The organism is Victivallis sp. (genome assembly GCF_048170485.1).
GTDB lineage: Bacteria > Verrucomicrobiota > Lentisphaeria > Victivallales > Victivallaceae > Victivallis.
The window spans coordinates 37,590-55,493 of the sequence record NZ_DBEXAY010000300.1; the positions used below are offsets into that span (position 1 = coordinate 37,590).

General features: G+C 61.7%; 18 protein-coding genes. 4 read left to right on the forward strand and 14 right to left on the reverse strand.

Going from position 1 to position 17,904, the window contains the following annotated elements; genetic code table 11:
• The first annotated feature begins 28 nt into the window (after nucleotides 1–28).
• Nucleotides 29–1,141 (forward strand): M24 family metallopeptidase, encoded by a 1,113-nt coding sequence (locus ACMLHG_RS15730; protein ID WP_417171100.1) that lies wholly within the window; start codon nucleotides 29–31, stop codon nucleotides 1,139–1,141.
• Here the strand turns inward: ACMLHG_RS15730 and miaA are convergent.
• The 12 genes from miaA to ACMLHG_RS15790 all read right to left on the reverse strand — a co-directional run bounded on the left by miaA (nucleotide 1,107) and on the right by ACMLHG_RS15790 (nucleotide 12,900).
• Entirely contained in the window at nucleotides 1,107–2,042 is a 936-nt protein-coding gene (miaA, locus tag ACMLHG_RS15735; protein WP_417171101.1) for a tRNA (adenosine(37)-N6)-dimethylallyltransferase MiaA, read from the reverse strand. The genes ACMLHG_RS15730 and miaA overlap by 35 nt on opposite strands.
• Nucleotides 2,035–3,471, reverse strand: a complete 1,437-nt coding sequence (locus tag ACMLHG_RS15740; protein ID WP_417171102.1) for a hypothetical protein — start codon at nucleotides 3,469–3,471, stop codon at nucleotides 2,035–2,037. The genes miaA and ACMLHG_RS15740 overlap by 8 nt, the downstream gene beginning before the upstream one ends.
• A gap of 85 nt (nucleotides 3,472–3,556) precedes the next feature.
• Nucleotides 3,557–3,727 (reverse strand): 4Fe-4S binding protein, encoded by a 171-nt coding sequence (locus tag ACMLHG_RS15745; RefSeq protein ID WP_294435403.1) that lies wholly within the window; start codon nucleotides 3,725–3,727, stop codon nucleotides 3,557–3,559.
• 92 nt (nucleotides 3,728–3,819) lie between these two features.
• The gene (locus ACMLHG_RS15750) at nucleotides 3,820–5,211 is read right to left on the reverse strand and encodes an ROK family protein (RefSeq protein WP_417171103.1); all 1,392 of its coding nucleotides are present in this window, start codon (nucleotides 5,209–5,211) and stop codon (nucleotides 3,820–3,822) included.
• Between the two features lie 18 nt (nucleotides 5,212–5,229).
• Complete coding sequence (gene nagB / locus ACMLHG_RS15755) at nucleotides 5,230–6,015, reverse strand: glucosamine-6-phosphate deaminase (RefSeq protein ID WP_295806619.1); 786 nt, start codon at nucleotides 6,013–6,015, stop codon at nucleotides 5,230–5,232.
• Nucleotides 6,016–6,134: 119 nt separating this feature from the next.
• The gene (locus tag ACMLHG_RS15760; protein WP_417171104.1) at nucleotides 6,135–7,073 is read right to left on the reverse strand and encodes a 1-phosphofructokinase family hexose kinase; all 939 of its coding nucleotides are present in this window, start codon (nucleotides 7,071–7,073) and stop codon (nucleotides 6,135–6,137) included.
• Nucleotides 7,070–8,170 (reverse strand): iron-containing alcohol dehydrogenase family protein, encoded by a 1,101-nt coding sequence (locus ACMLHG_RS15765; RefSeq protein WP_295806624.1) that lies wholly within the window; start codon nucleotides 8,168–8,170, stop codon nucleotides 7,070–7,072. The genes ACMLHG_RS15760 and ACMLHG_RS15765 overlap by 4 nt, the downstream gene beginning before the upstream one ends.
• Nucleotides 8,167–8,865: a ribonuclease III gene (rnc, locus tag ACMLHG_RS15770; protein WP_295806625.1), complete on the reverse strand. Its 699-nt coding sequence runs from the start codon at nucleotides 8,863–8,865 to the stop codon at nucleotides 8,167–8,169. The genes ACMLHG_RS15765 and rnc overlap by 4 nt, the downstream gene beginning before the upstream one ends.
• On the reverse strand, nucleotides 8,849–9,547 hold the full coding sequence (locus ACMLHG_RS15775; protein WP_417171105.1) for a lipoate--protein ligase family protein: 699 nt from the start codon (nucleotides 9,545–9,547) through the stop codon (nucleotides 8,849–8,851). Before ACMLHG_RS15775 ends, rnc begins: the two co-directional genes overlap by 17 nt.
• Nucleotides 9,544–10,416 carry a lipopolysaccharide kinase InaA family protein gene (locus ACMLHG_RS15780; protein ID WP_417171106.1) on the reverse strand — a complete coding sequence of 291 codons (873 nt, stop codon included), beginning with the start codon at nucleotides 10,414–10,416 and terminating at the stop codon, nucleotides 9,544–9,546. Before ACMLHG_RS15780 ends, ACMLHG_RS15775 begins: the two co-directional genes overlap by 4 nt.
• Before the next feature lie 3 nt (nucleotides 10,417–10,419).
• On the reverse strand, nucleotides 10,420–11,529 hold the full coding sequence (locus ACMLHG_RS15785) for a 3-isopropylmalate dehydrogenase (protein WP_294435417.1): 1,110 nt from the start codon (nucleotides 11,527–11,529) through the stop codon (nucleotides 10,420–10,422).
• Nucleotides 11,530–11,703: 174 nt separating this feature from the next.
• A complete protein-coding gene (locus ACMLHG_RS15790) occupies nucleotides 11,704–12,900 on the reverse strand; it encodes an argininosuccinate synthase (protein WP_295806633.1) in 1,197 nt (398 codons plus the stop codon).
• Nucleotides 12,901–13,122: 222 nt separating this feature from the next.
• Here ACMLHG_RS15790 and ACMLHG_RS15795 point away from each other — a divergent pair, with 222 nt between their 5' ends.
• The 3 genes from ACMLHG_RS15795 (at nucleotide 13,123) to ACMLHG_RS15805 (ending at nucleotide 15,860) form a co-directional block, all read left to right on the forward strand.
• The gene (locus ACMLHG_RS15795) at nucleotides 13,123–13,968 is read left to right on the forward strand and encodes a uracil-DNA glycosylase (protein WP_295806635.1); all 846 of its coding nucleotides are present in this window, start codon (nucleotides 13,123–13,125) and stop codon (nucleotides 13,966–13,968) included.
• A gap of 61 nt (nucleotides 13,969–14,029) precedes the next feature.
• On the forward strand, nucleotides 14,030–14,542 hold the full coding sequence (locus ACMLHG_RS15800; protein ID WP_417171107.1) for a GNAT family N-acetyltransferase: 513 nt from the start codon (nucleotides 14,030–14,032) through the stop codon (nucleotides 14,540–14,542).
• A gap of 106 nt (nucleotides 14,543–14,648) precedes the next feature.
• On the forward strand, nucleotides 14,649–15,860 hold the full coding sequence (locus tag ACMLHG_RS15805; protein WP_417171108.1) for a S1C family serine protease: 1,212 nt from the start codon (nucleotides 14,649–14,651) through the stop codon (nucleotides 15,858–15,860).
• 83 nt (nucleotides 15,861–15,943) lie between these two features.
• Here ACMLHG_RS15805 and ACMLHG_RS15810 read toward each other — a convergent pair whose 3' ends face one another.
• Nucleotides 15,944–16,837: a DUF2156 domain-containing protein gene (locus ACMLHG_RS15810; protein WP_295806643.1), complete on the reverse strand. Its 894-nt coding sequence runs from the start codon at nucleotides 16,835–16,837 to the stop codon at nucleotides 15,944–15,946.
• A 1-nt stretch (nucleotide 16,838) separates the two neighbouring features.
• Nucleotides 16,839–17,840, reverse strand: a complete 1,002-nt coding sequence (locus tag ACMLHG_RS15815; RefSeq protein ID WP_417171109.1) for a rod shape-determining protein — start codon at nucleotides 17,838–17,840, stop codon at nucleotides 16,839–16,841.
• Nucleotides 17,841–17,904 lie beyond the last annotated feature (64 nt).

A 17,904-nucleotide genomic window follows, 5' to 3' on the forward strand; every position in this document is an offset into this window, starting at 1 on the left:
TGTTTTTCAACCGTTGCGGGAGGGTTTCATGAATAAAATTGCACGTTTGATTCTCGCTTCCGGGGAGAGTTCGCCGGATATGCGCTACGCCGCCGGATTTTCGACGCCGGATGAGTTCCTCTATTTCAGCACCGACCGGGAGCGCGGCGTCATCTGTTCGCCGCTGGAGTTCAGCCGGGCGGTCGCACAGGCGCGCGACGGGGTGACCGTCCATGCCGAGGCGGAGTTCGGCGGCCCGGACCGGCTGGAGATGCTGACCCGGCTGGCCGCTTCCCTCGGGGTGGCGGGGTATCTTGTGCCCGCCGACTTCCCGGTGCTCTGGGCGGACCGGCTGCGCGGGCGCGGGCTGGAGGTGCGGGTGGAAGAAGGGGTGTTTTTCCCGCAGCGCGAGTTCAAGTCTTCCGCCGAGGTCGACGCGGTGATCCGGTCACAGCGGGCGGGCGAGGCGGGGTTGCGCCGCGCCGTCGAAGTGCTGCGCGAAAGTGAAATCACCCCCGACCGGATGATCCGGTGGCGGGGGGAGCTTCTCACCAGCGAAATTCTCCGTTCGGAGATCGATGTGGCGATGGTGCGGCTCGGAATGCAACCGACCGGAACCATCTGCGCCGGTGGTGAGCAGGCGGCACAGCCGCACAACACCGGTTCCGGACCGCTCCGGGCCGACTGGCCGATTGTGATGGATATCTTCCCCCGTTCCGCGGAGACCGGCTACTGGGGCGACCTCACCCGGACCGTGGTCAAGGGAAAGGCTTCGGAACTGGTGCGCCGGGCGTACGACGCGGTCCTCGCCGCCCGTGAACTGGGCAAGTCGCTGGTCAAAGTCGGGGCGGACCCGGCGGAGATTCACCTCGCGGCGGCGCGGAAGATGGAGGAGGCCGGATTCCGTACCGGCCGGAGCGACAAGGCCGATTTCGGCTTCTTCCACGGCCTCGGCCATGGCGTGGGGCTGGATATTCACGAGGCGCCGCGTCTCTCTCCGCGCAACCACACGCCTCTGCGCGGCGGCGAAATCGTGACGGTCGAACCCGGCCTCTACTATCCGGAGTGGGGCGGCATCCGTCTGGAGGATCTGATGTACGTCGCGCCTGCCGGGGCCGCCCGCTGTCTTACCGAAGCGGAGGATTTTCTGGAGATTCCGTAAGGCGCTCCCACGACGGCGTTGTGCCGTCCGGGCAGGGGAGGGTGCGGGCCTCCGGGTGCTGGTGGCGGAACCAGGTTCGCTGACGGCGGGCGAACTGCCGGGTGACGGTGATGATCCGTTCCAGCAGTTCGCTTCGGGTCAGAGCTCCGGCGAGATGTTCGGCAATCAGCCGGTACCCGATCGCCTGGTGGGCGGTGGGGGTGTCGAACAACCCGGCGGCGATGGCGGCGCGCGCCTCGTCGATCCAGCCCGCGTCGAGCATCGCTTCGGCGCGCCGGGCAATCCGTTCTGCGAGAAGTTCGGGGGGCACCTCCAGCTTCCAGGCGCGGACCGGGTAGCGCAGAGTGTCGCCGGGATTCTGCTGCAGCTCCAGAATCGATTTGCCGGTGAGCAGTCTCACTTCAAGGGCGCGGATCAGCCGCCGCCGGCACTTCCCCCAGCGTTCCAGCGCGGCTGGATCGAGCGTGCGCATTCGGTCATGCAGCGCGGCTTCCCCGGCGTCGGAATCATACTGCTCATCCAGTTCGGCGCGCAGAGTCCGGTCGGCGGGGAGATCGTCGATCCCGTAGAGCAACGCTTTCAGGTAGAAACCGGTTCCTCCGGCGAGGATCGGCAGACGGTTGCGTGAACGGATGTCGTCGATGGCCTGTTCCGCAAGGCGGCAGAACTGAAACACGTCGATCCGGGTGTGAAAGTCGAACTCGCCGACCAGATGGTGGGGAACTCGCTTCCGCTCCTCCGGCGTCGGTTGTGCGGTGCCGATCTCCAGACCGCGATAGAGCTGCATGGAGTCGACGGAAATGATTTCGCCGTTGAGATGGCGGGCCGCCTCCAGCGCAAGTGCACTTTTTCCGGAAGCGGTGGGCCCCATCAGAACCAGCAGTGGCGGGGGATTACTCAACTTGCCGGACCTCGTGATTTTCGTTTTCCAGCACCGGTTTCAGGGTGCAGTGAAAGCGCTTTTCCAGCTCTTCTGCGGACTCGCCGCGGCGCTGGATCACCAGCGTCCCCCGGGGCAGGGCCGGAACCGGTCCGCGCGGGCCGTCAAAGAGGTAGTTCGCCGGAGCGAATCCGGAGAGCTGGCCGTAGAACATCAGCGGCCACGGGTCGGCTGAAAAACTCATGTAGACCGGCGGTGCACCGTCGGGGAATCGCTTCTGCAGCGCGGCGATCGTCTGGGAGGGAACGTGGTTCGGCCGGAGATAGTACCCGTAAAAGAAATCGTCCGACGGCGCGCCGCCGCAACGGCGGGAGAAGGCCTGCCGCAGTTCCGGCCACTGCGCCGTCCAGCCCCAGCCGAGAGTTGCCAGCGTCAGTGCGCCGATCCAGATTGCCGGCTGCCAGCGGCGGCGCCAGCGGCAGTTGAGCGCGGAGAGGTCGCGGATTCCCCCCGCCAGCAACAGAGCCCAGAGCGGGAAGAAGGGCAGAAAGATCCGGGGGAAGGGCGCCGTCGGCAGCAGCAGCGCCGCCGGTACCGGCAGCAGCCAGATCATCGCCCGCGCCGACCAGAGCCAGTTGTAACGGTCGCGGTCGAAGGCGAGGATCGATCCCGTCGCCGGAATCAGCAGCATGGCGTAGCTGTAGAGGAAGGCCGCCAGCACGGCGCGGAGTACGGCAAAGCCGTTGTCCCATCCTTCGCCGAGCCGGAGGACGCCGAGAAACTGCCGTGCCAGCGGCAGATAGAAGAGCAGAAACATCGCCACCGGGGTCAGCGCGAGAATCCAGAACCGGCGACGGCGCAGAAAATTGTTTCCGCAGAGCGGCAGAGCGTAAAGGACAACGCCGCCGAGCGCGGCCAGATTGCTGGGAATCGCACCGGTGGTGAGAAAGCAGGTGATGGCGTACCCGGCGAGCATCTTTCCGGAACCGGAGCGGGCGTAGTCGAGGGCGAAACGCAGTGCAACCGTGACCAGCAGGGCGCTGAGCATATAGCCCCGGACGGCGGTCGCGTAGACGAGAAACGGCACGGAGGCCGCAGTGGCGGTCAGCACCGGAAGCATCAGCGCTCCGCCGAACTGACTGCGGAAAAGCCGGTAGAGCAGAACAAGCGTCGCTCCGGCGAAGAGTACCGAAAGGAACCGCATCCAGACCACCGGATCGATCGAGGAGGGCTGAAGTTCGATCCAGAGACGGAGCACCATCGTATAGACGATGTGATTGTTGGGAATCGGGTAGTTGAAGTAGATGTTGCTCACCGGTTCGCTCAGGGCGAAGTTGAGCACCGTGAGCGCCTCGTCGAACCAGAAGTCGCGGAACAGATACCCCTGGACGAAACAGAGCAGTACCGCCAGCACCATCAGCGGGACGAACAATCCGGAACGCTGTCTCAACGTAGCTCCTCCTTGCCTGAACATGAAAAACGGGCCGGTTGTCGGCATGCACCGACTCCGGCCCGCTTCCTGTCTGCGGATGCTCTTAGAGGGAGATCGCTTCGCAGGGGCACTCGCCGACGCAGGCGCCGCACTCGATGCAGTCCGCCTCGTTGACTTTGGCCTTGCCGTTGTCCATCGCGATCGCGCTCACCGGGCAGGCTCCGACGCAGGTTTCGCAGCCGCTGCAGGCTTCCTCATTGACTTTCGCCGCCATTTTTCTTCTCCTTTTCAGGGGTTGGTTGTTTCGGATATTCCGAAGATATGCGCGTAATATATCATTGGTTTGACAAATGTCAAGAATTTCGATCAGCCTAACTCCGGCAGAGTCCCGGCGATCACCGCCTGACCGTGACGCTTGAACGATTCGTCGGGGATGTGGAACTCGACGTGACGGTTCGGGAAGTCGTCGCGGAGCACCGCCTGTGCCTCTTCGATGATGATCGAACCGCCCTGGCCGGAAGAGACTCTCCCCAGCAGAAGCAGATGCTCCAGCTCGTAGAAGTCGGCGTAATGGCCGACCGCGTACCCGAGGTAGCTGCCGATGGCGCGGTAGATCTTCTCCGCGCGGGGATCCTGCTCCGCCATCGCCTTCTGGACCAGCTTGAGCTGTTCCGGCAGCGGAGTCCCCGCCGGAAATTCAAATCCGGCCAGCGGAGCGAGACGGCCGACCGCCTGCTGCGACAGGTAATTTGCTCCCACACCGAGGTCGCCGGACCACTCGTCGCGCGGCGCATCGCACCGGTAGTCGACCGGCGCGAACGCCAGCTCGTTGAGCCAGTCGGTGAGCGATCCTGCCGGGGTGACGTAGCCGACCGCTTCGCTGGTGCCCATCGCGACGCCGAGCAGACTGTTCTTCCCGAGGCTGATCGAACCGGCAAGCGCGGTCACTTCGCCGTCGTTGAGCACGACGAACGGCACGCCGGGGAATTCTTTGGCGATTTCCAGAAAGATCGGCCGGACTTTGGTGGCGAAATCCGCTTCCGGAATGCCCCGGAAGAGTGACGCAATTCGCGGCTGATTGTCCACATAAACTCCTGCGGCGCTGCCGCCGATTGCGTCGATGCGCGGAAGTTTCGCGGCGGCGCGCCGGAGCGAGTCGAGGATGCCGGCACGGTGGTATTCGATGTCACTCTGGAAATAGGGATCCCACACCACCTCTTCGCTGTGGATCGTTTTTCCATCCTGAATCGCCGCACATTTGCGGTCGGAGCCGCCGAGGTCGAAGCCGATCCGGCAGCCGTCGAAGTGACCGCCGAGCTTGACGCCGATCTCTCCGGCAGCGGGAGCCGCTTCAAACGAACAGTTTTCCACCGTGAACTGCCGGTCGTAGATTTTCCGGCCCATTACGTCGTAATCGAAGGCACGTTCTCCTTTGGGAGAGTAGGTGCTTCGGAGTGCATCACCGAGACGGCTGCTGCCGCCGACGGTGAGTTTCCAGCCGCCCCGCGACCAGAGCAGGAATTTGACGATCCGCTCGACATAACGGAAGTTGAGATCGAAATTTTCCTCGGTGTCCGGCAGAATCACCGTGTCGAAACGGGAGCGGGTTCCATTGGCGCGTTCCAGAACGAGCGCCAGTTTGACCGGGGCGCCGGACGCCTCCGCCAGACGGCGGAATTCCCGGTTCCACAGCGCCGCGGGCACGAAGCCCGGATCAAGTTCCGGCAGATGCCGGGGGGAGATCTGAAGTTTCTGCATGGCAAAACCTCCTGCCGTTCAGCGGTACTGCGCCCATTCCGGCTCGTTGGCGAAGACCCAGTTGTAGTACTCCTTCTGGGTGAGTTCCGCGGCGGCTGCTTCGTCGAGGATGACCACGGTGCGCGGATGCAGCTGCAACGCGCTCCCGGTGACCATCGAGGTGACCGGCCCTTCGAGTGCCTTTGCGGCGATTCCGGCTTTCCTGGCTCCGGTGATCAGCATGATGATCCGCCTGGCGTCGAGGATGGTGCCGACGCCCATGGTGAAGGCGCGGCGCGGCATCGATTCCGGCGGGTTGAAGTAGATGCTGTTCTGCGCATAGGTCGCCGGAGTCAGCGCTTTCGAACGGGTGCGTCCGGCGAGCGAGGAGATCGGCTCGTTGAAACCGATGTGGCCGTCGCTGCCGATGCCGAGCAGCTGCAGGTCGATGCCGCCGCAGTCGCGGATGGCCGCTTCATACCGTTCTCCCTCGGCCACCTCGTCTTTCGCCATGCCGTCGGGCAGATTGGTGTTGCGAATGTCGATGTTGATGTGGCGGAAGAGGTGATAATTCATGTAATAGCGGTAGGAGTTCTTATCCTCCGGCGGCAGGCCGATGTATTCGTCGAGGTTGAAGGTCTTGACCAGCGAGAAATCGACCTCGTTGCGCTGGTTCATCGCTGCGAGGTCCGCGTAAACCGCTTCCATCGTTGCGCCGGTGGCAAGTCCGAGCTTGAATTCCGGTTTGGCGTTGATGGCGTCGGCGATGAGGCGGGCCGTGAGATGCACCGCTTCCTGTGTCGTGGGGCGAATGATTACTTCCATGGCTTCTGTTCTCCTGTTCGGTTGAATGCCGGATCCTTCTGCTGTATAGTATACTGCCCGCAGGAGGATTTCCCAATGGAGAAATTCAGACAAACTATGGACTTTTCTGCAAATTCGCGTTACAGTTCGGCGAAGTCGACGGTGATTTCGGCGGCGATTTTCTCCGCTTCCTCCGGCGAAAAACTGCCGGGAAAGGCGGTGAGGCAGTTGGCACTGGCGGCCGCCAGCGCATGCCGGAACGCTTCAAAGAGATCGCTTCCGGCGAGAATTTCGCTCATCCAGATCGCGTTGGCGGTATCGCCGCAGCCGATGGGATTGACCACCTCCGGCAACGCCGGCAGCTGATAGATGGCGAGCGTTTTGCCGTCGCTCGCATAGGCGTTGTCGGGGCCGTCGGTGATGGCGGCGTACTTCACGGCCGGGAAACGGAACACCTGCCGCAGGCCGGAGGTCACCTCCGGCTCCCCGGTCATTTCGCGCAGTTCCTCCCGGTTGACCTTGTACCAGACCTCCGCCCCGGATTCGAACACATCGCGCGTATTGCGGAAGGAGTCCAGCAGCAGCGGAATTCCGGCACGCCGGACCAGTTGCGCCGCACGCGGATAGAGGTTGGGATCGGTTCCGGTCGGCAAGGTGCCGCAGAGAGCCGCCCCCGCCGCACCACGGTTCAGCTCCTCCTGGAAGGCGGCGAGCATCTCCTCCACTTCCTCCGACGTGGCGGCGAACGAGGGTTCGATCACCTCGGTCATCACCTGGCGGGCGCGGTCGAGGCAGGTGGTGCAGCTCCGGGTGGGGCCGCCGGTCAGAATTGAACGCACCGGCATTCCCTCCCGTTCAAGCTCCCGCCGGATGCGGTCGCCGTTTTCGCCGCCGGTGAACTGAATCAATACCGCTTTCGTCCTGCCGTGGCAGGCGGCGGCCCGGCAGAAATTGATTCCTTTCCCGGCCGGAAAGGCCTGCATCTCCTCTGCCCGGTTGACTTTCCCGTAATGAAACTCTTTGAAAAAGAGCGTCTTCTGCCAGGCGGGATTCGGGCCGAGCGCGACGATGGTGTTCATGACACTCTCTCCAGAAGTTCGGAAACTTCCGCGTCGGAGAGTTCGCGCGGATTGCATTTCATGCTCCCCGACCGGCAGTTTGCCAGAATGAAGGCGTGGTGACGGGCTTCGAGGCCGTACCGGCGGAAATTCTCCGGCAGTTGAAGCATTTTCCGCAGAGATTCAATCCGGTCGATCAGCTCTTCCGGCGACGCACAGCCGAGTTGGCCGGCAAGTTCGGTGAAGGCGTCGCGCGCCGCCGGGAGATTCCAGCGGAGCACCTCCGGCAGCAGAATGGCACAGCACACCCCGTGCGGCACGTGCAGAATGCTGCCGATCGGATGCGCCAGCCCGTGCACCGCACCGAGGCCGGACTGACCGAACGCCGCCGCGCCGAGCATGCTCCCTTCGGTGACGAAATCAAGTTCTTCCAAATTCCCTTCGAAGGCGTTCTGCAGATGAAACAGGAGTTTTTCCGCGGCCTGACCCGCCAGCAGACGGCTGACCGGCGTCGCTTTGCGCGAGAGAAAACTCTCGATCGCCTGGGTGAGCGCGTCGAATCCGCTCCCTGCGATCACGTCGGGCGGACAGTCGCGAACCAGATCCGGGTCGATGAGCGCGATGTCGGCGAGCATGTCGCCGCCGCGCAACGACTGCTTGACGTCGGTTGCCGGGTCGCGCAACACGGCGTTGGCCGTGAGTTCCGCGCCGGTTCCGGCAGTGGTGGGCAGTGCCGCAAAGAAAGCACCCTTGCCGGGAATCGTCCGGCGCCCGTAGAAATAATCGGCAACCGTTCCGGGGCAGGGGAGCAGAACCGCGACGCTTTTGGCCACGTCAATGGCGCTGCCGCCGCCCCAGCCGACGACCGAAACCGCGCCGATTTCGCGCCCCAGCTCTCGGGCCTGTTCGACCTCCTCCAGCGGCGGTTCGGGGGAGACTCCGCAGAAAAGCCGGAATTCCCGCTCTTCGAGCCGGGGAATCACCTCCTCTTCGATCCGCTTCCGGGAGTGTTTCCCGGCGATGAAGAGCACTGGCCCCGGTGGCAGAGCCTGGATGAGGCGGCTTCGGATGCCGCGACCGAAATGAATTTCCGCAGGGAGGTTGACGGGGGTCATCATGGGCGTTTCTCCTGATTGGCAAGAAAACGGTACAAATTCTTCGCCGCCTCGCTTTCGGCATGCTTCCGACTGGCGGCACGGCCGGTGGCGATGTATCCGTGCAGATGCACTTCCACATCGTAGACCGGGAGATGTTCGGGGCCGCTGGTGTGCAGGACCGAATATTCCGGGGTGGTTCCCCAGCGCCGCTGGGAGTACTCCTGCAACAGCCCTTTTGGGTTCAATGTGGTCAGCAGTGAGCGGGGATCGGGAAACTCCTCCCGGGCCAGACGGAGCATGAAATCGCGCACCACATCAAATCCGGCGTCGAGGTAGAACGCCCCCAGCGTCGCTTCAAAGAGGTCGGCCAGCGTCGAATCGCGGTCGGCTCCGCCGGCGTCGCGTTCTCCGCGGCCGGTCCGCAGGTAGTCTCCGAGCCGGAGTTTGCGGGCGAGCCGGGCCAGCGCCGGTTCCCGCACCAGCGCGGAGCGCATTTTGGTCATCTCCCCTTCCGGGGCGTCGGGGTAAAGATGAAAAAGATATTCCGTAAGAATGATTTCCAGAACCGCGTCCCCGAGAAATTCCAGCCGTTGGTTGTCGTAGGCAAGGTTGTTCTCCACCGCGTAGGAGCGGTGGGTCATCGCCTCGTCAAGCCGTTTGCTCCACGGCCCGGGAAAGCCCAGAGTCTGTTTGAGTTCCTCAAGATTGCGCGCCACGGTTCCACCTTGCCATTTCATATTTGGTGCGGGCGAGCTGCTCCGCACGCTCCAGCAGTTCGGTCGGCGGAGTAAACAGGATCTGCTCCGCGCTAAAATAGTGTTTCAGCGCTTTCAATAACGCTTCTTCCAGCTTCTCCCAGCTGCCGCCGGCTGCCGAGAGCCGGATGCTCCCCTGGTGGAGAATGCCGTTCCGGGTACGCCGCTGGGCGGCTCCGGCGTATTTCGCTCCGTCATCGGCGACGACGTCGAACCGGCTCGGCGATGTGAAGCATTGCATGGTCCGGCGGTCGACGTGTGCAGACTCGTCCGCCTTCAGCCCGGCATGGGTTCCCAGTTCCTCCAGCATCGGCAGCATCGCTTCGTGGAAAATCCGGTAACTCTCCATGCGGTCGAGCAAAGTGATCGGGTGTCCGGCCGGAATCACCGCCGTGTAGGTCAGATCGACATCGTGAAAGACGTTGCCGCCGCCGGTCGGCCGGCGGACAATCGCATAATGCGCCTCCTGCTCCTCCGGATACACCTGCGAACAGCCGATTGAAAGCGCCGGGCGATCCCAGCGGTAGGTGCGCAGCAGCGGTGCACCGAACTGCTGGGCCGCCTCCAGCAGCAGCTCATCCACGCTCATGTTGAACCAGGGATCGTGGACGCCGTCGCGCCAGAGCAGCCATTGTTCCGTCATTTCCGCGCATCCTTTCTCTGGCGTCCGGCGAGGTAGGCGATTCGCGCGTCGAGCGAACTGCCGGCCAGATTCCAGCCGGAGAGCTCCTGGTATTTCCGGGTGAAATCGAACGTGATGGTGTTGACGTCCAGCGTGAGCGATTTGTCGAAGGCGCGGACGCAGCGCAGATAGGAGCTGACCACCCGGGCCAGCTCGCGGCGGCGGCGCGATTCGGGCAGCTCCTCCGCCCACACCTTGCAGCCGTCGAGATCGATCACACCCCAGTCGGAGTAGACGCCGATCGGACTTTTGCGGCAGAAGATGTTGCGCAAACTTAAATCGCCGTGTTCCACCCCGGCTCCGTGCATTTTGACCAGTAGCGAGACGATGCCGGAGACAAACTGACGGTAGGGGTCGCCGGCGGCGAACTCCCCGGCGAGCTTGTCACAGAAAATCCGCAGAGGAGACACTCCGCGGGTGACCAGATAGTCGCAGTACGGCAACCCCCACCGGTAGCTGCGGAGCGCGGCAATCACCTCCGGCGTGGGAATTTCAAACTCCCGGAGCCGGATCGCCCCCGCCAGCACCCGGTAAGGGCGCGGCATTTTGAACATGCGCCGGAACGCGTTGCCGAAACCGCGGTAGTTGTACCGCTTGACGAAGAGTTCGCCGACCATCGCGGCGCGGATTTTTTTCCGCGCCTTGAAGATCTTCGTCTCCTGCCCGTCCAGTTTCGCCAGCAGCTCATCCAGATCGCCGCCCCGCTCCTGCCACTCCCGGAGCACCAGCCCGGAGAGGCCGTGCCCCCGGAACGGCAGGTAAGGGCCGCCGGTTTCCCGGCAGCGATCGAGGATCCCCTGCATATCCGGTTCCATTGCAGAGTGCGGCATCGGTCAGAGGTTTTCCACCACCAGGTCGCCCACCTGCGAAGTGGAGTAGCCCATCTTGCCGGCGGCCATCGACTTGAGCTTGGTGCCGGTGACGTGGGCGATGCTCTTTTCAATGGCGGCGGCGGCCTCTTTTTCACCGAGAAAGTCCAGCATCATCGCCGCGGCGCCGATGGCGGCCAGCGGGTTGATGACGCCGAGCCCGGTGTACTTCGGCGCAGATCCGCCGATCGGCTCGAACATGCTCACGCCGTTCGGGTTGAGGTTTCCGCCCGAAGAGACGCCCATGCCGCCAGAGGTCATCGCGGCGAGGTCGGTGATGATGTCGCCCATCAGGTTTTCCGTGACGATGACGTCGAACCACTCCGGATTCTTGACCATCCACATGGTGGTGGCGTCGACGTGGCAGTAGGCGGTCTTCACGGTCGGATAGTTCTTCGCCATCGCGTTGAAGGCGCGCTCCCACAGGCCGCAGACGAAGGTCAGCACGTTGGTCTTGCCGACCAGCGTCAGCTGCGAGGTGTAGCCGGCCTTGCGGTCCTCTTCGGAGAGTCCGCGCCACGGATTCTCTTTCGTGTGCCGCTTTGCCGCGAGTTCAAAGGCGAACTTGAGGCAGCGGTCCACCTGATTGCGGGTATAGACCCAGTTCTGGCAGGCGACTTCGTCGGGGGTGTCGATCTGGACGTTGCCGCCCATGCCGGTGTAGACGCCGCCGGTGTTTTCCCGCACGACCACATAGTCGATATCCTCCGGCTTCTTGTTTGCCAGCGGAGTCTCCACGCCCGGGTAGAGTTTAACCGGGCGGAGGTTGATGTACTGATCGAGGTCGAAGCGCAGCTTGAGCAGGATTCCCTTCTCCAGCACGCCGGGTTTCACTTTCGGGTGGCCGATGGCGCCGAGCAGCACGGCGTCGAATTTCGACAGCTGCTCCTTGGCGTCGGCGGGCAGGGTTTCCCCGGTGGCGAGGTAGTGCTCGCCGCCCCAGTTGAAATATTTCTTGTCGGTGGTGAACCCGAACTTCTTGCCGGCGGCGTCGAGAACCTTGACCGCTTCGGCGATGACTTCCGGCCCGGTACCGTCGCCGGGCAGCACAGCGATTTTGTAATTTTTCGACATGATAACTCCTGTTCCATGGATACAGATCAACGATCCCATAATCTACCACGGGGACGGCTCTTTTTCAATCGGCCGGGCCCGGAGAAGCGGGATTTTCCGAAATTTTTCCCGTTCTCAAGAAAAAAGCGGCGCCGTTCCCTGCCGGGATGGCGCCGCTCTGTCGAACCGGCCGGATCAGTAACGACGCTGCTTGCTGTTGGCCAGCACCCGGAGCCGGAGGGCGTTGAGCCGGATGAAGCCTTCCGCATCCTTGTGGTTGTAGGCGCGGTTGTCTTCGAAGCTGGCGATGTGGTCGTCGTAGAGGCTGTATTCCGAACGCCGTCCGGTGACATGGCAGGCCCCCTTGAAGAGCTTGACCCGCACGTCGCCGGTGACGAAGCGCTGGCTTTCGGTGATCGCCGCCTGGAGCATTTCGCGCTCCGGCGCATACCAGAAGCCGTTGTAGATCATGTCGGCGTAACGCGGAATGAAGCTGTCGCGCAGGTGCATGACTTCGCGGTCCATGGTGATCTCCTCCAACCCGCGGTGGGCGATGTTGAGGATGGTGCCTCCGGGGGTCTCGTAGACGCCGCGGGACTTCATGCCCACGAAACGGTTCTCGACGATGTCGACCCTGCCGACCGCGTGGTTCTTGCCGAGCGCATTGAGTTTGCGCATCAGGGAGGCCGGCGACAGCTCCTCGCCGTTGACCTTCTTCGGAATGCCCTTTTCAAAGCTGATGATCACATCTTCGGGTTCATTGGCCGCCTGCGACAGCGGGCGGGTCATCACGGCGATCTCCTCCGGGAATTCGTTCCAGGGATCTTCGAGAATGCCGCCTTCGAAGCTGATGTGCAGCAAATTGCGGTCCATGCTGTAGGGTTTCTCCGCGGTGGAGGTGACCGGAATGCCGTTCTTCTTGGCATAGGCGATGAGGTCCATCCGGCCGGCGAAATCCCACTCACGCCACGGGGCGATGATCTTGATGTTGGGCTCCATCGCGTAGGCGGTGAGCTCGAACCGGACCTGGTCGTTGCCTTTGCCGGTGGCTCCGTGGCAGATCGCGTCGGCGCCTTCGGCGCGGGCAATTTCGATCAGCCGCTTGCCGATCAGCGGACGGGCGATCGAGGTGCCGAGCAGGTAGTTCCCCTCGTAGATGGCGTTGGCCTGCATCATCGGGAAGATGAAGTCGCGGGCGAACTCTTCGGTGAGATCCTCAACGTAGCACTTGGAGGCGCCGGTGCGGATCGCCTTCTCTTCGACGCCGTTGAGTTCCTCCTCCTGGCCGACGTCGGCGCAGAAGCCGATCACTTCGGCATTGTACTTCTCCTTGACCCACTTGACGATCACGGAGGTGTCCAGACCGCCCGAGTAAGCGACGACTACTTTCATTTACTGCACTCCTTTGTTGGTGAGAAAACTGGCGCGAACCGGAGGCCGGCCGCATGAATTTTCGACAATGTTTGCGAAACTTTCGAATTTGCCACTTTTAAAAAAACGGATGTATGTTTATATTAAGATAGCCCGATTTTGATTTTTAACAACTGTTTTCCGCAAAAAACCGTATATTTTGCTGTGGGAAACCGTTTGCGAACGCAGGGGATTTCTGCATTTATGGCGGAAGAGTTTTTTCAACAGCTGATCGATTGCATGAAACGGGAGGCAAAACGCCATCCCGGCCACCTGGTGACGGAGGAGACGCTCCGCGCCTTCATGGCGGCGGGGAACGGCGCCTCCGCCCGGAACGAAAGTGGGAAGACGGACGCACCGCCGCCGCCGAAGCCGGTTCGTTCCGAAGCGGTTCCGGGAGAATCCCGGCCGGCAATCCCTCCGTCGGTTCCGCCGGCTCCCGCACCGGCTCCGGAGTGCGCTTCCTCTGCCGGAAAGCAGCCGGAAACGCTCGAGGAACTGCGAGAAATCGTCCTGCAATGCCAAAAGTGCCGTCTGGCGCCCACCCGGCATTCGGTGGTGTTCGGGGAGGGGAATCCTCACGCCCGGCTGATGTTCGTCGGCGAGGGGCCGGGGGAACAGGAGGATCTGCAGGGGCGTCCCTTCGTCGGTCCCGCGGGGCAGTTGCTGGACCGGATGATCCTCGCGATGCAGTTCACCCGCGAGGAGGTCTACATTGCCAATGTGGTGAAGTGCCGTCCGCCGCACAACCGCAATCCGGAACCGGAGGAGGCGGATGCCTGCCGCGGGTATCTCGCGCGGCAGATTGAGCTGATTCAGCCGGAAGTGATCGTGGTGCTCGGTGCGGTGGCCGCCCGTTTCCTGCTTCAGCGGCGGGAGGGGATCACCCGGTTGCGCGGCCACTGGCTCGGGTATAACGGCATCCCGGTGATGCCGACCTTCCACCCCTCCTATCTGCTGCGGGATCCCTCCGGAAAACGGCTGGCCTGGAGCGATCTGCAGCAGGTGATGAAGGTGTTCGGCAAAGTCTACCGCCCGGCATCACGCTGAGCTGATTTCCGTGGCAAACTCCGCCCGGCGGAGACTGATAATAAATCAAGGAGAAGAAGATATGTTGAATTTGAATGGAATTTCCATCCGTCCTGCGGCAGATTCCGAACTGCCGCTCATCAAGGAACTCGCCCGCCGGATCTGGCCGGAAACTTATGGGAAAATTCTCACTCCGGCTCAGATCGATTACATGATCGAAATGATGTACGCTCTTCCGGTGCTTCAACGGGAGCGCGGGGAGGGAATCTCCTTCGATCTCATCTGCGACGGAGACCGCCCGGTCGGATTTCTCTCCTACGGCCCCTATCGGAAGGAGCCGCCCACGATGAAACTTCACAAGCTCTATCTGGACTTCTCTTACCATGGGCGCGGCATCGGGTCTAACGCGTTGCAATATGCGATTGACGTCGCCCGAAAGCAGGGGTATCGTTTTCTGCGGCTCAATGTCAACAAGGAGAATGAAAACGCGCTCCGTGCCTACCGGCGCAACGGACTCCAGCAGGTCGAAGCGGTCAAGATCGACATCGGCGGCGGCTTCTTCATGGATGATTTCGTTATGGAGATCGCTCTGTAAAAAAGATTGTAAAAAATAGCGATAAAATCAGGAACTATTATTGATATTTGAAAGAATCATCTTATATTGAATTCGAATTTTCCACCCCGAACTGTGAGGAGATCGAATGAACAATATCAAGATGATTTTTCTGCTCACCGCTTCCGCGCTGGCTGGGGCGGTGATTGCTTTGATGCTTTTTTTCTGTTTCGTCGGACCGCGTCCGCAGGAGGCGCCGGTTGAAACCGGGGGGCATACGACATTGCCCGGTTCCGCGATGGTTCCGGAGCCGGTGGTGGTTCCTCCTGGAAGTGCGGTCGGGTTGCAGCGGGAGTTCGCCACGGCGATCAACAATTCGATGCCTGCTGTGGTGCTGATTACCGCGCAGAAGCGGATCGGCGTCGTCAGCCCGTACTCCAACCTCTTCGACTATCGCCGCCGGAAGATCGACTATCTCGATGTGCCGTCGGGGCAGGGGTCCGGTTTTTTCATCCGGGAAGACGGCTACATTCTGACCAACTTCCACGTGGTGCGCGATCAGGATTCTTTCTGGATCACGACGCATGACGGGCGGGAATTCCCGGCGCAGGTGGTGGGGATCGATCCTCCGACTGACCTCGCGCTGCTGAAGATCGATTCCAAAGAGAAATTTCCGGTGCTCCGTTTCGCCGATGCGGAAAAGGTGCAGATCGGCCACTGGGCGATCGCCATCGGCGCCCCCTTCAGCCTCAGCCGGACCGTTACCGTCGGAATCGTTTCGAACAAGAAGCGCAGCGGCGTCGGTGTCAACCTCTATGAGAGCTACGTCCAGACCGATGCTTCGATCAACCCGGGCAACTCCGGCGGTCCTCTCCTGAACATTCAGGGGGAGGTGATCGGGGTAAACGACTTCATTCTGTCGCCCTCCGGCGGCAACATCGGTCTGAGTTTCGCCATCTCCTCGGATATTGCGGAACAGGTGTCGCAGGAGTTGATCCGCAACGGCCGGGTGGAGCGCCCGTGGCTGGGGGTGATTCTGCAGGAGATCGACCGCAAGGAGCGCCGCAAGGCCGGTCTGGAATACGGTGTGCTGATCGCGCAACTCTACCGGAATTCGCCGGCGGCGGAAGCGTTGCGGCCGGGTGATGTCGTGCTCAAAGCAAACAATATCCCCATCCATACGCCGCATGATCTGCAGGGGGTGGTGTTCGCCGCGGCCCCTGATTCGACGATCAAAATGCAGATCTGGCGTTCCGGCCGGACGATGGATGTTGAAGTGAAGGTGCGCAAATCTCCGCGTTCCTGGTTCAATCGCGACTGGAACTCTCAATCCGGAGCTTTGCCGGTCCGGCAGCTTTGAAGCAAAATTGAGAGCAAAAAGATAAGGCCCGGAATTTTCTTTCGGGCCTTATCTATAAACAAGAGCGATTGAAGCTGAAAATTCTATTTCGCCCGCAGGAAGTACCGCTTGAAGAACCGTTCCGGATCCAGCGAACGCTTGGCGTGACGGAGAGATTCCTCATTCATATCCTGTTCGCGGTTCATGAACTTCGCCTTGCCGCGAAGCGCAATCGCCAGCTGCCAGGTCAGGGTTTGCGGTGCCCCTTTGACCGCGTGGTCGGCCTTTTCATAGTGCACATCCACCGTGTCGGAGGGCAGCAAACTGTAGACCGAGAATCCCGCCGGGTAGTCCGGTTCCGCGTAAAGGATGATGCCGCCAAGCCCGAGTTCGTCGAAGTTGTTCCAGGCGCGGTTCATGGCCAGCGCCTCCTCCTCCAGAAATTCGCAGGGCTCCAGCCGGGAGTTCAGATCGGTGGCGAGTTTTGCCACGACCGGGATCTCCTCTTTGGTGATCCGGCGCACTTCGGCATAGGGCCAGTTGGTCTGGAACTGTTTGACCAGATTGTGCTTCTTGCGCAGTTTCGGACCGGTGAAGGTCGCGATCTTCTCCACCGAATAGAGGTAGTCGATCGCGCCTTCATCGAACTCCAGTTCGAAGAAATCATCGCATTCCGGATGGCGGTCGAGAAACTCCTCCGGCACATCGTAAATGCCGCCGTCGGTCAACCCTTCCGCGAGGAAGGCGTCGTTGATCTCCTTGAGCTCGGCCGGCTCCGTCCAGCGGCCGATGGGGTAGTGGATGGTCCGGGCCTTGCGTTCATAAACGACCAGCCGGTCGCCGGCTTCCACGAATTCCAGTCCATACGGCTCCTGGTACATGAAGAGATTGGGGAAACTGCATTCGCAGCTCTGACTTGCCCCGATGGCCAGTTTTTCGTCGAACAATTTCCGGTCCTCAAGTTTGACCGGACGGAGGGTGCTGAAATCGATTTTCATTCTACGCCAACCAGATACTGTCTTCCTGAAGCATGACTCCCGTCCCCTTCGCCACCGCGTTGAGCGGCTCTTCGGAGATGAAGACGGGCAGCCCGGTTTCTTCGGTTAATAACTTATCGAGCCCGGAGAGCAGCGCGCCGCCACCGGCAAGCATGATCCCGCGGTCGATCAAATCCGCCGCAAGATCCGGGGGACACCGTTCCAGAGTCGCCCGGACCGCTTCGATAATCGTCGTGATCGGCTCCTGCAGCGCCATGCGGATTTCCGCCGCGCTGACCCGGACCGTCTTCGGCACCCGGGAAACCAGATCCAACCCTTTGACTTCCAGACTTTCATCATCTTTCACCGGATAGGCGCTACCAATCCGGATTTTGATCTGTTCCGCCGTCAGTTCACCGATCATCAGATTGTAAACCCGCTTGAGATGTTGAATGATCGCGCCGTCCAGCTCATCGCCGCCGACCCGGACACTCTTGGAACCGACGATGCCGGAGAGGGAGATGACCGCCACCTCCGTGGTTCCTCCGCCGATGTCGACGATCATGCTGCCGGCCGGTTCCGCCACCGGGAGACCGACGCCGACAGCGGCCGCCATCGGTTCCTCCACGAGAACAACTTCCCCGGCGCCCGCGCGTTTCGCACTGGCTTTCACCGCGCGGTTTTCCACTTCGGTAATGCCGGAGGGAACCGCCACCCGAACCCGGGGGTGCAGCAGCCGTTTGCGCCACGGCACCGTGCGTATCGCTTTCTGGATGAAATAGCGGAGCATCTCCTCGGTGATTTCAAAATCTGCGATGACACCGTCCTTCATCGGGCGGATGGCCCGGATGTTGCAGGGGCATTTACCCAGCATGCTTTTGGCTTCGCTGCCGACGTTGAGCACCTGCCGGGTGCTCTCCTTGATGGCCACCACGGAGGGTTCCGCCAGCACGATTCCCATATCGCGCACATACACCAGACAGTTGGCGGTTCCGAGGTCGATGCCGATATCTGTGGAGAACATTTTAGCCAAGCATTGAGTACTCATGGATCCCCCTAACTACGGTGATATATCCTTACAAATATTT

Excerpts from the sequence above, each read along its gene's own strand:
- ACMLHG_RS15730 (WP_417171100.1), top strand. The coding sequence starts at position 29 with ATGAATAAAATTGCACGTTTGATTCTCGCTTCCGGGGAGAGTTCGCCG.
- ACMLHG_RS15745 (WP_294435403.1), bottom strand. The coding sequence starts at position 3,727 with ATGGCGGCGAAAGTCAATGAGGAAGCCTGCAGCGGCTGCGAAACCTGC.
- ACMLHG_RS15750 (WP_417171103.1), bottom strand. The coding sequence starts at position 5,211 with ATGCAGAAACTTCAGATCTCCCCCCGGCATCTGCCGGAACTTGATCCG.
- nagB (WP_295806619.1), bottom strand. The coding sequence starts at position 6,015 with ATGGAAGTAATCATTCGCCCCACGACACAGGAAGCGGTGCATCTCACG.
- ACMLHG_RS15760 (WP_417171104.1), bottom strand. The coding sequence starts at position 7,073 with ATGAACACCATCGTCGCGCTCGGCCCGAATCCCGCCTGGCAGAAGACG.
- ACMLHG_RS15765 (WP_295806624.1), bottom strand. The coding sequence starts at position 8,170 with ATGATGACCCCCGTCAACCTCCCTGCGGAAATTCATTTCGGTCGCGGC.
- ACMLHG_RS15775 (WP_417171105.1), bottom strand. The coding sequence starts at position 9,547 with ATGACGGAACAATGGCTGCTCTGGCGCGACGGCGTCCACGATCCCTGG.
- ACMLHG_RS15780 (WP_417171106.1), bottom strand. The coding sequence starts at position 10,416 with ATGCCGCACTCTGCAATGGAACCGGATATGCAGGGGATCCTCGATCGC.
- ACMLHG_RS15785 (WP_294435417.1), bottom strand. The coding sequence starts at position 11,529 with ATGTCGAAAAATTACAAAATCGCTGTGCTGCCCGGCGACGGTACCGGG.
- ACMLHG_RS15790 (WP_295806633.1), bottom strand. The coding sequence starts at position 12,900 with ATGAAAGTAGTCGTCGCTTACTCGGGCGGTCTGGACACCTCCGTGATC.
- ACMLHG_RS15795 (WP_295806635.1), top strand. The coding sequence starts at position 13,123 with ATGGCGGAAGAGTTTTTTCAACAGCTGATCGATTGCATGAAACGGGAG.
- ACMLHG_RS15800 (WP_417171107.1), top strand. The coding sequence starts at position 14,030 with ATGTTGAATTTGAATGGAATTTCCATCCGTCCTGCGGCAGATTCCGAA.
- ACMLHG_RS15805 (WP_417171108.1), top strand. The coding sequence starts at position 14,649 with ATGAACAATATCAAGATGATTTTTCTGCTCACCGCTTCCGCGCTGGCT.
- ACMLHG_RS15810 (WP_295806643.1), bottom strand. The coding sequence starts at position 16,837 with ATGAAAATCGATTTCAGCACCCTCCGTCCGGTCAAACTTGAGGACCGG.
- ACMLHG_RS15815 (WP_417171109.1), bottom strand. The coding sequence starts at position 17,840 with ATGTTCTCCACAGATATCGGCATCGACCTCGGAACCGCCAACTGTCTG.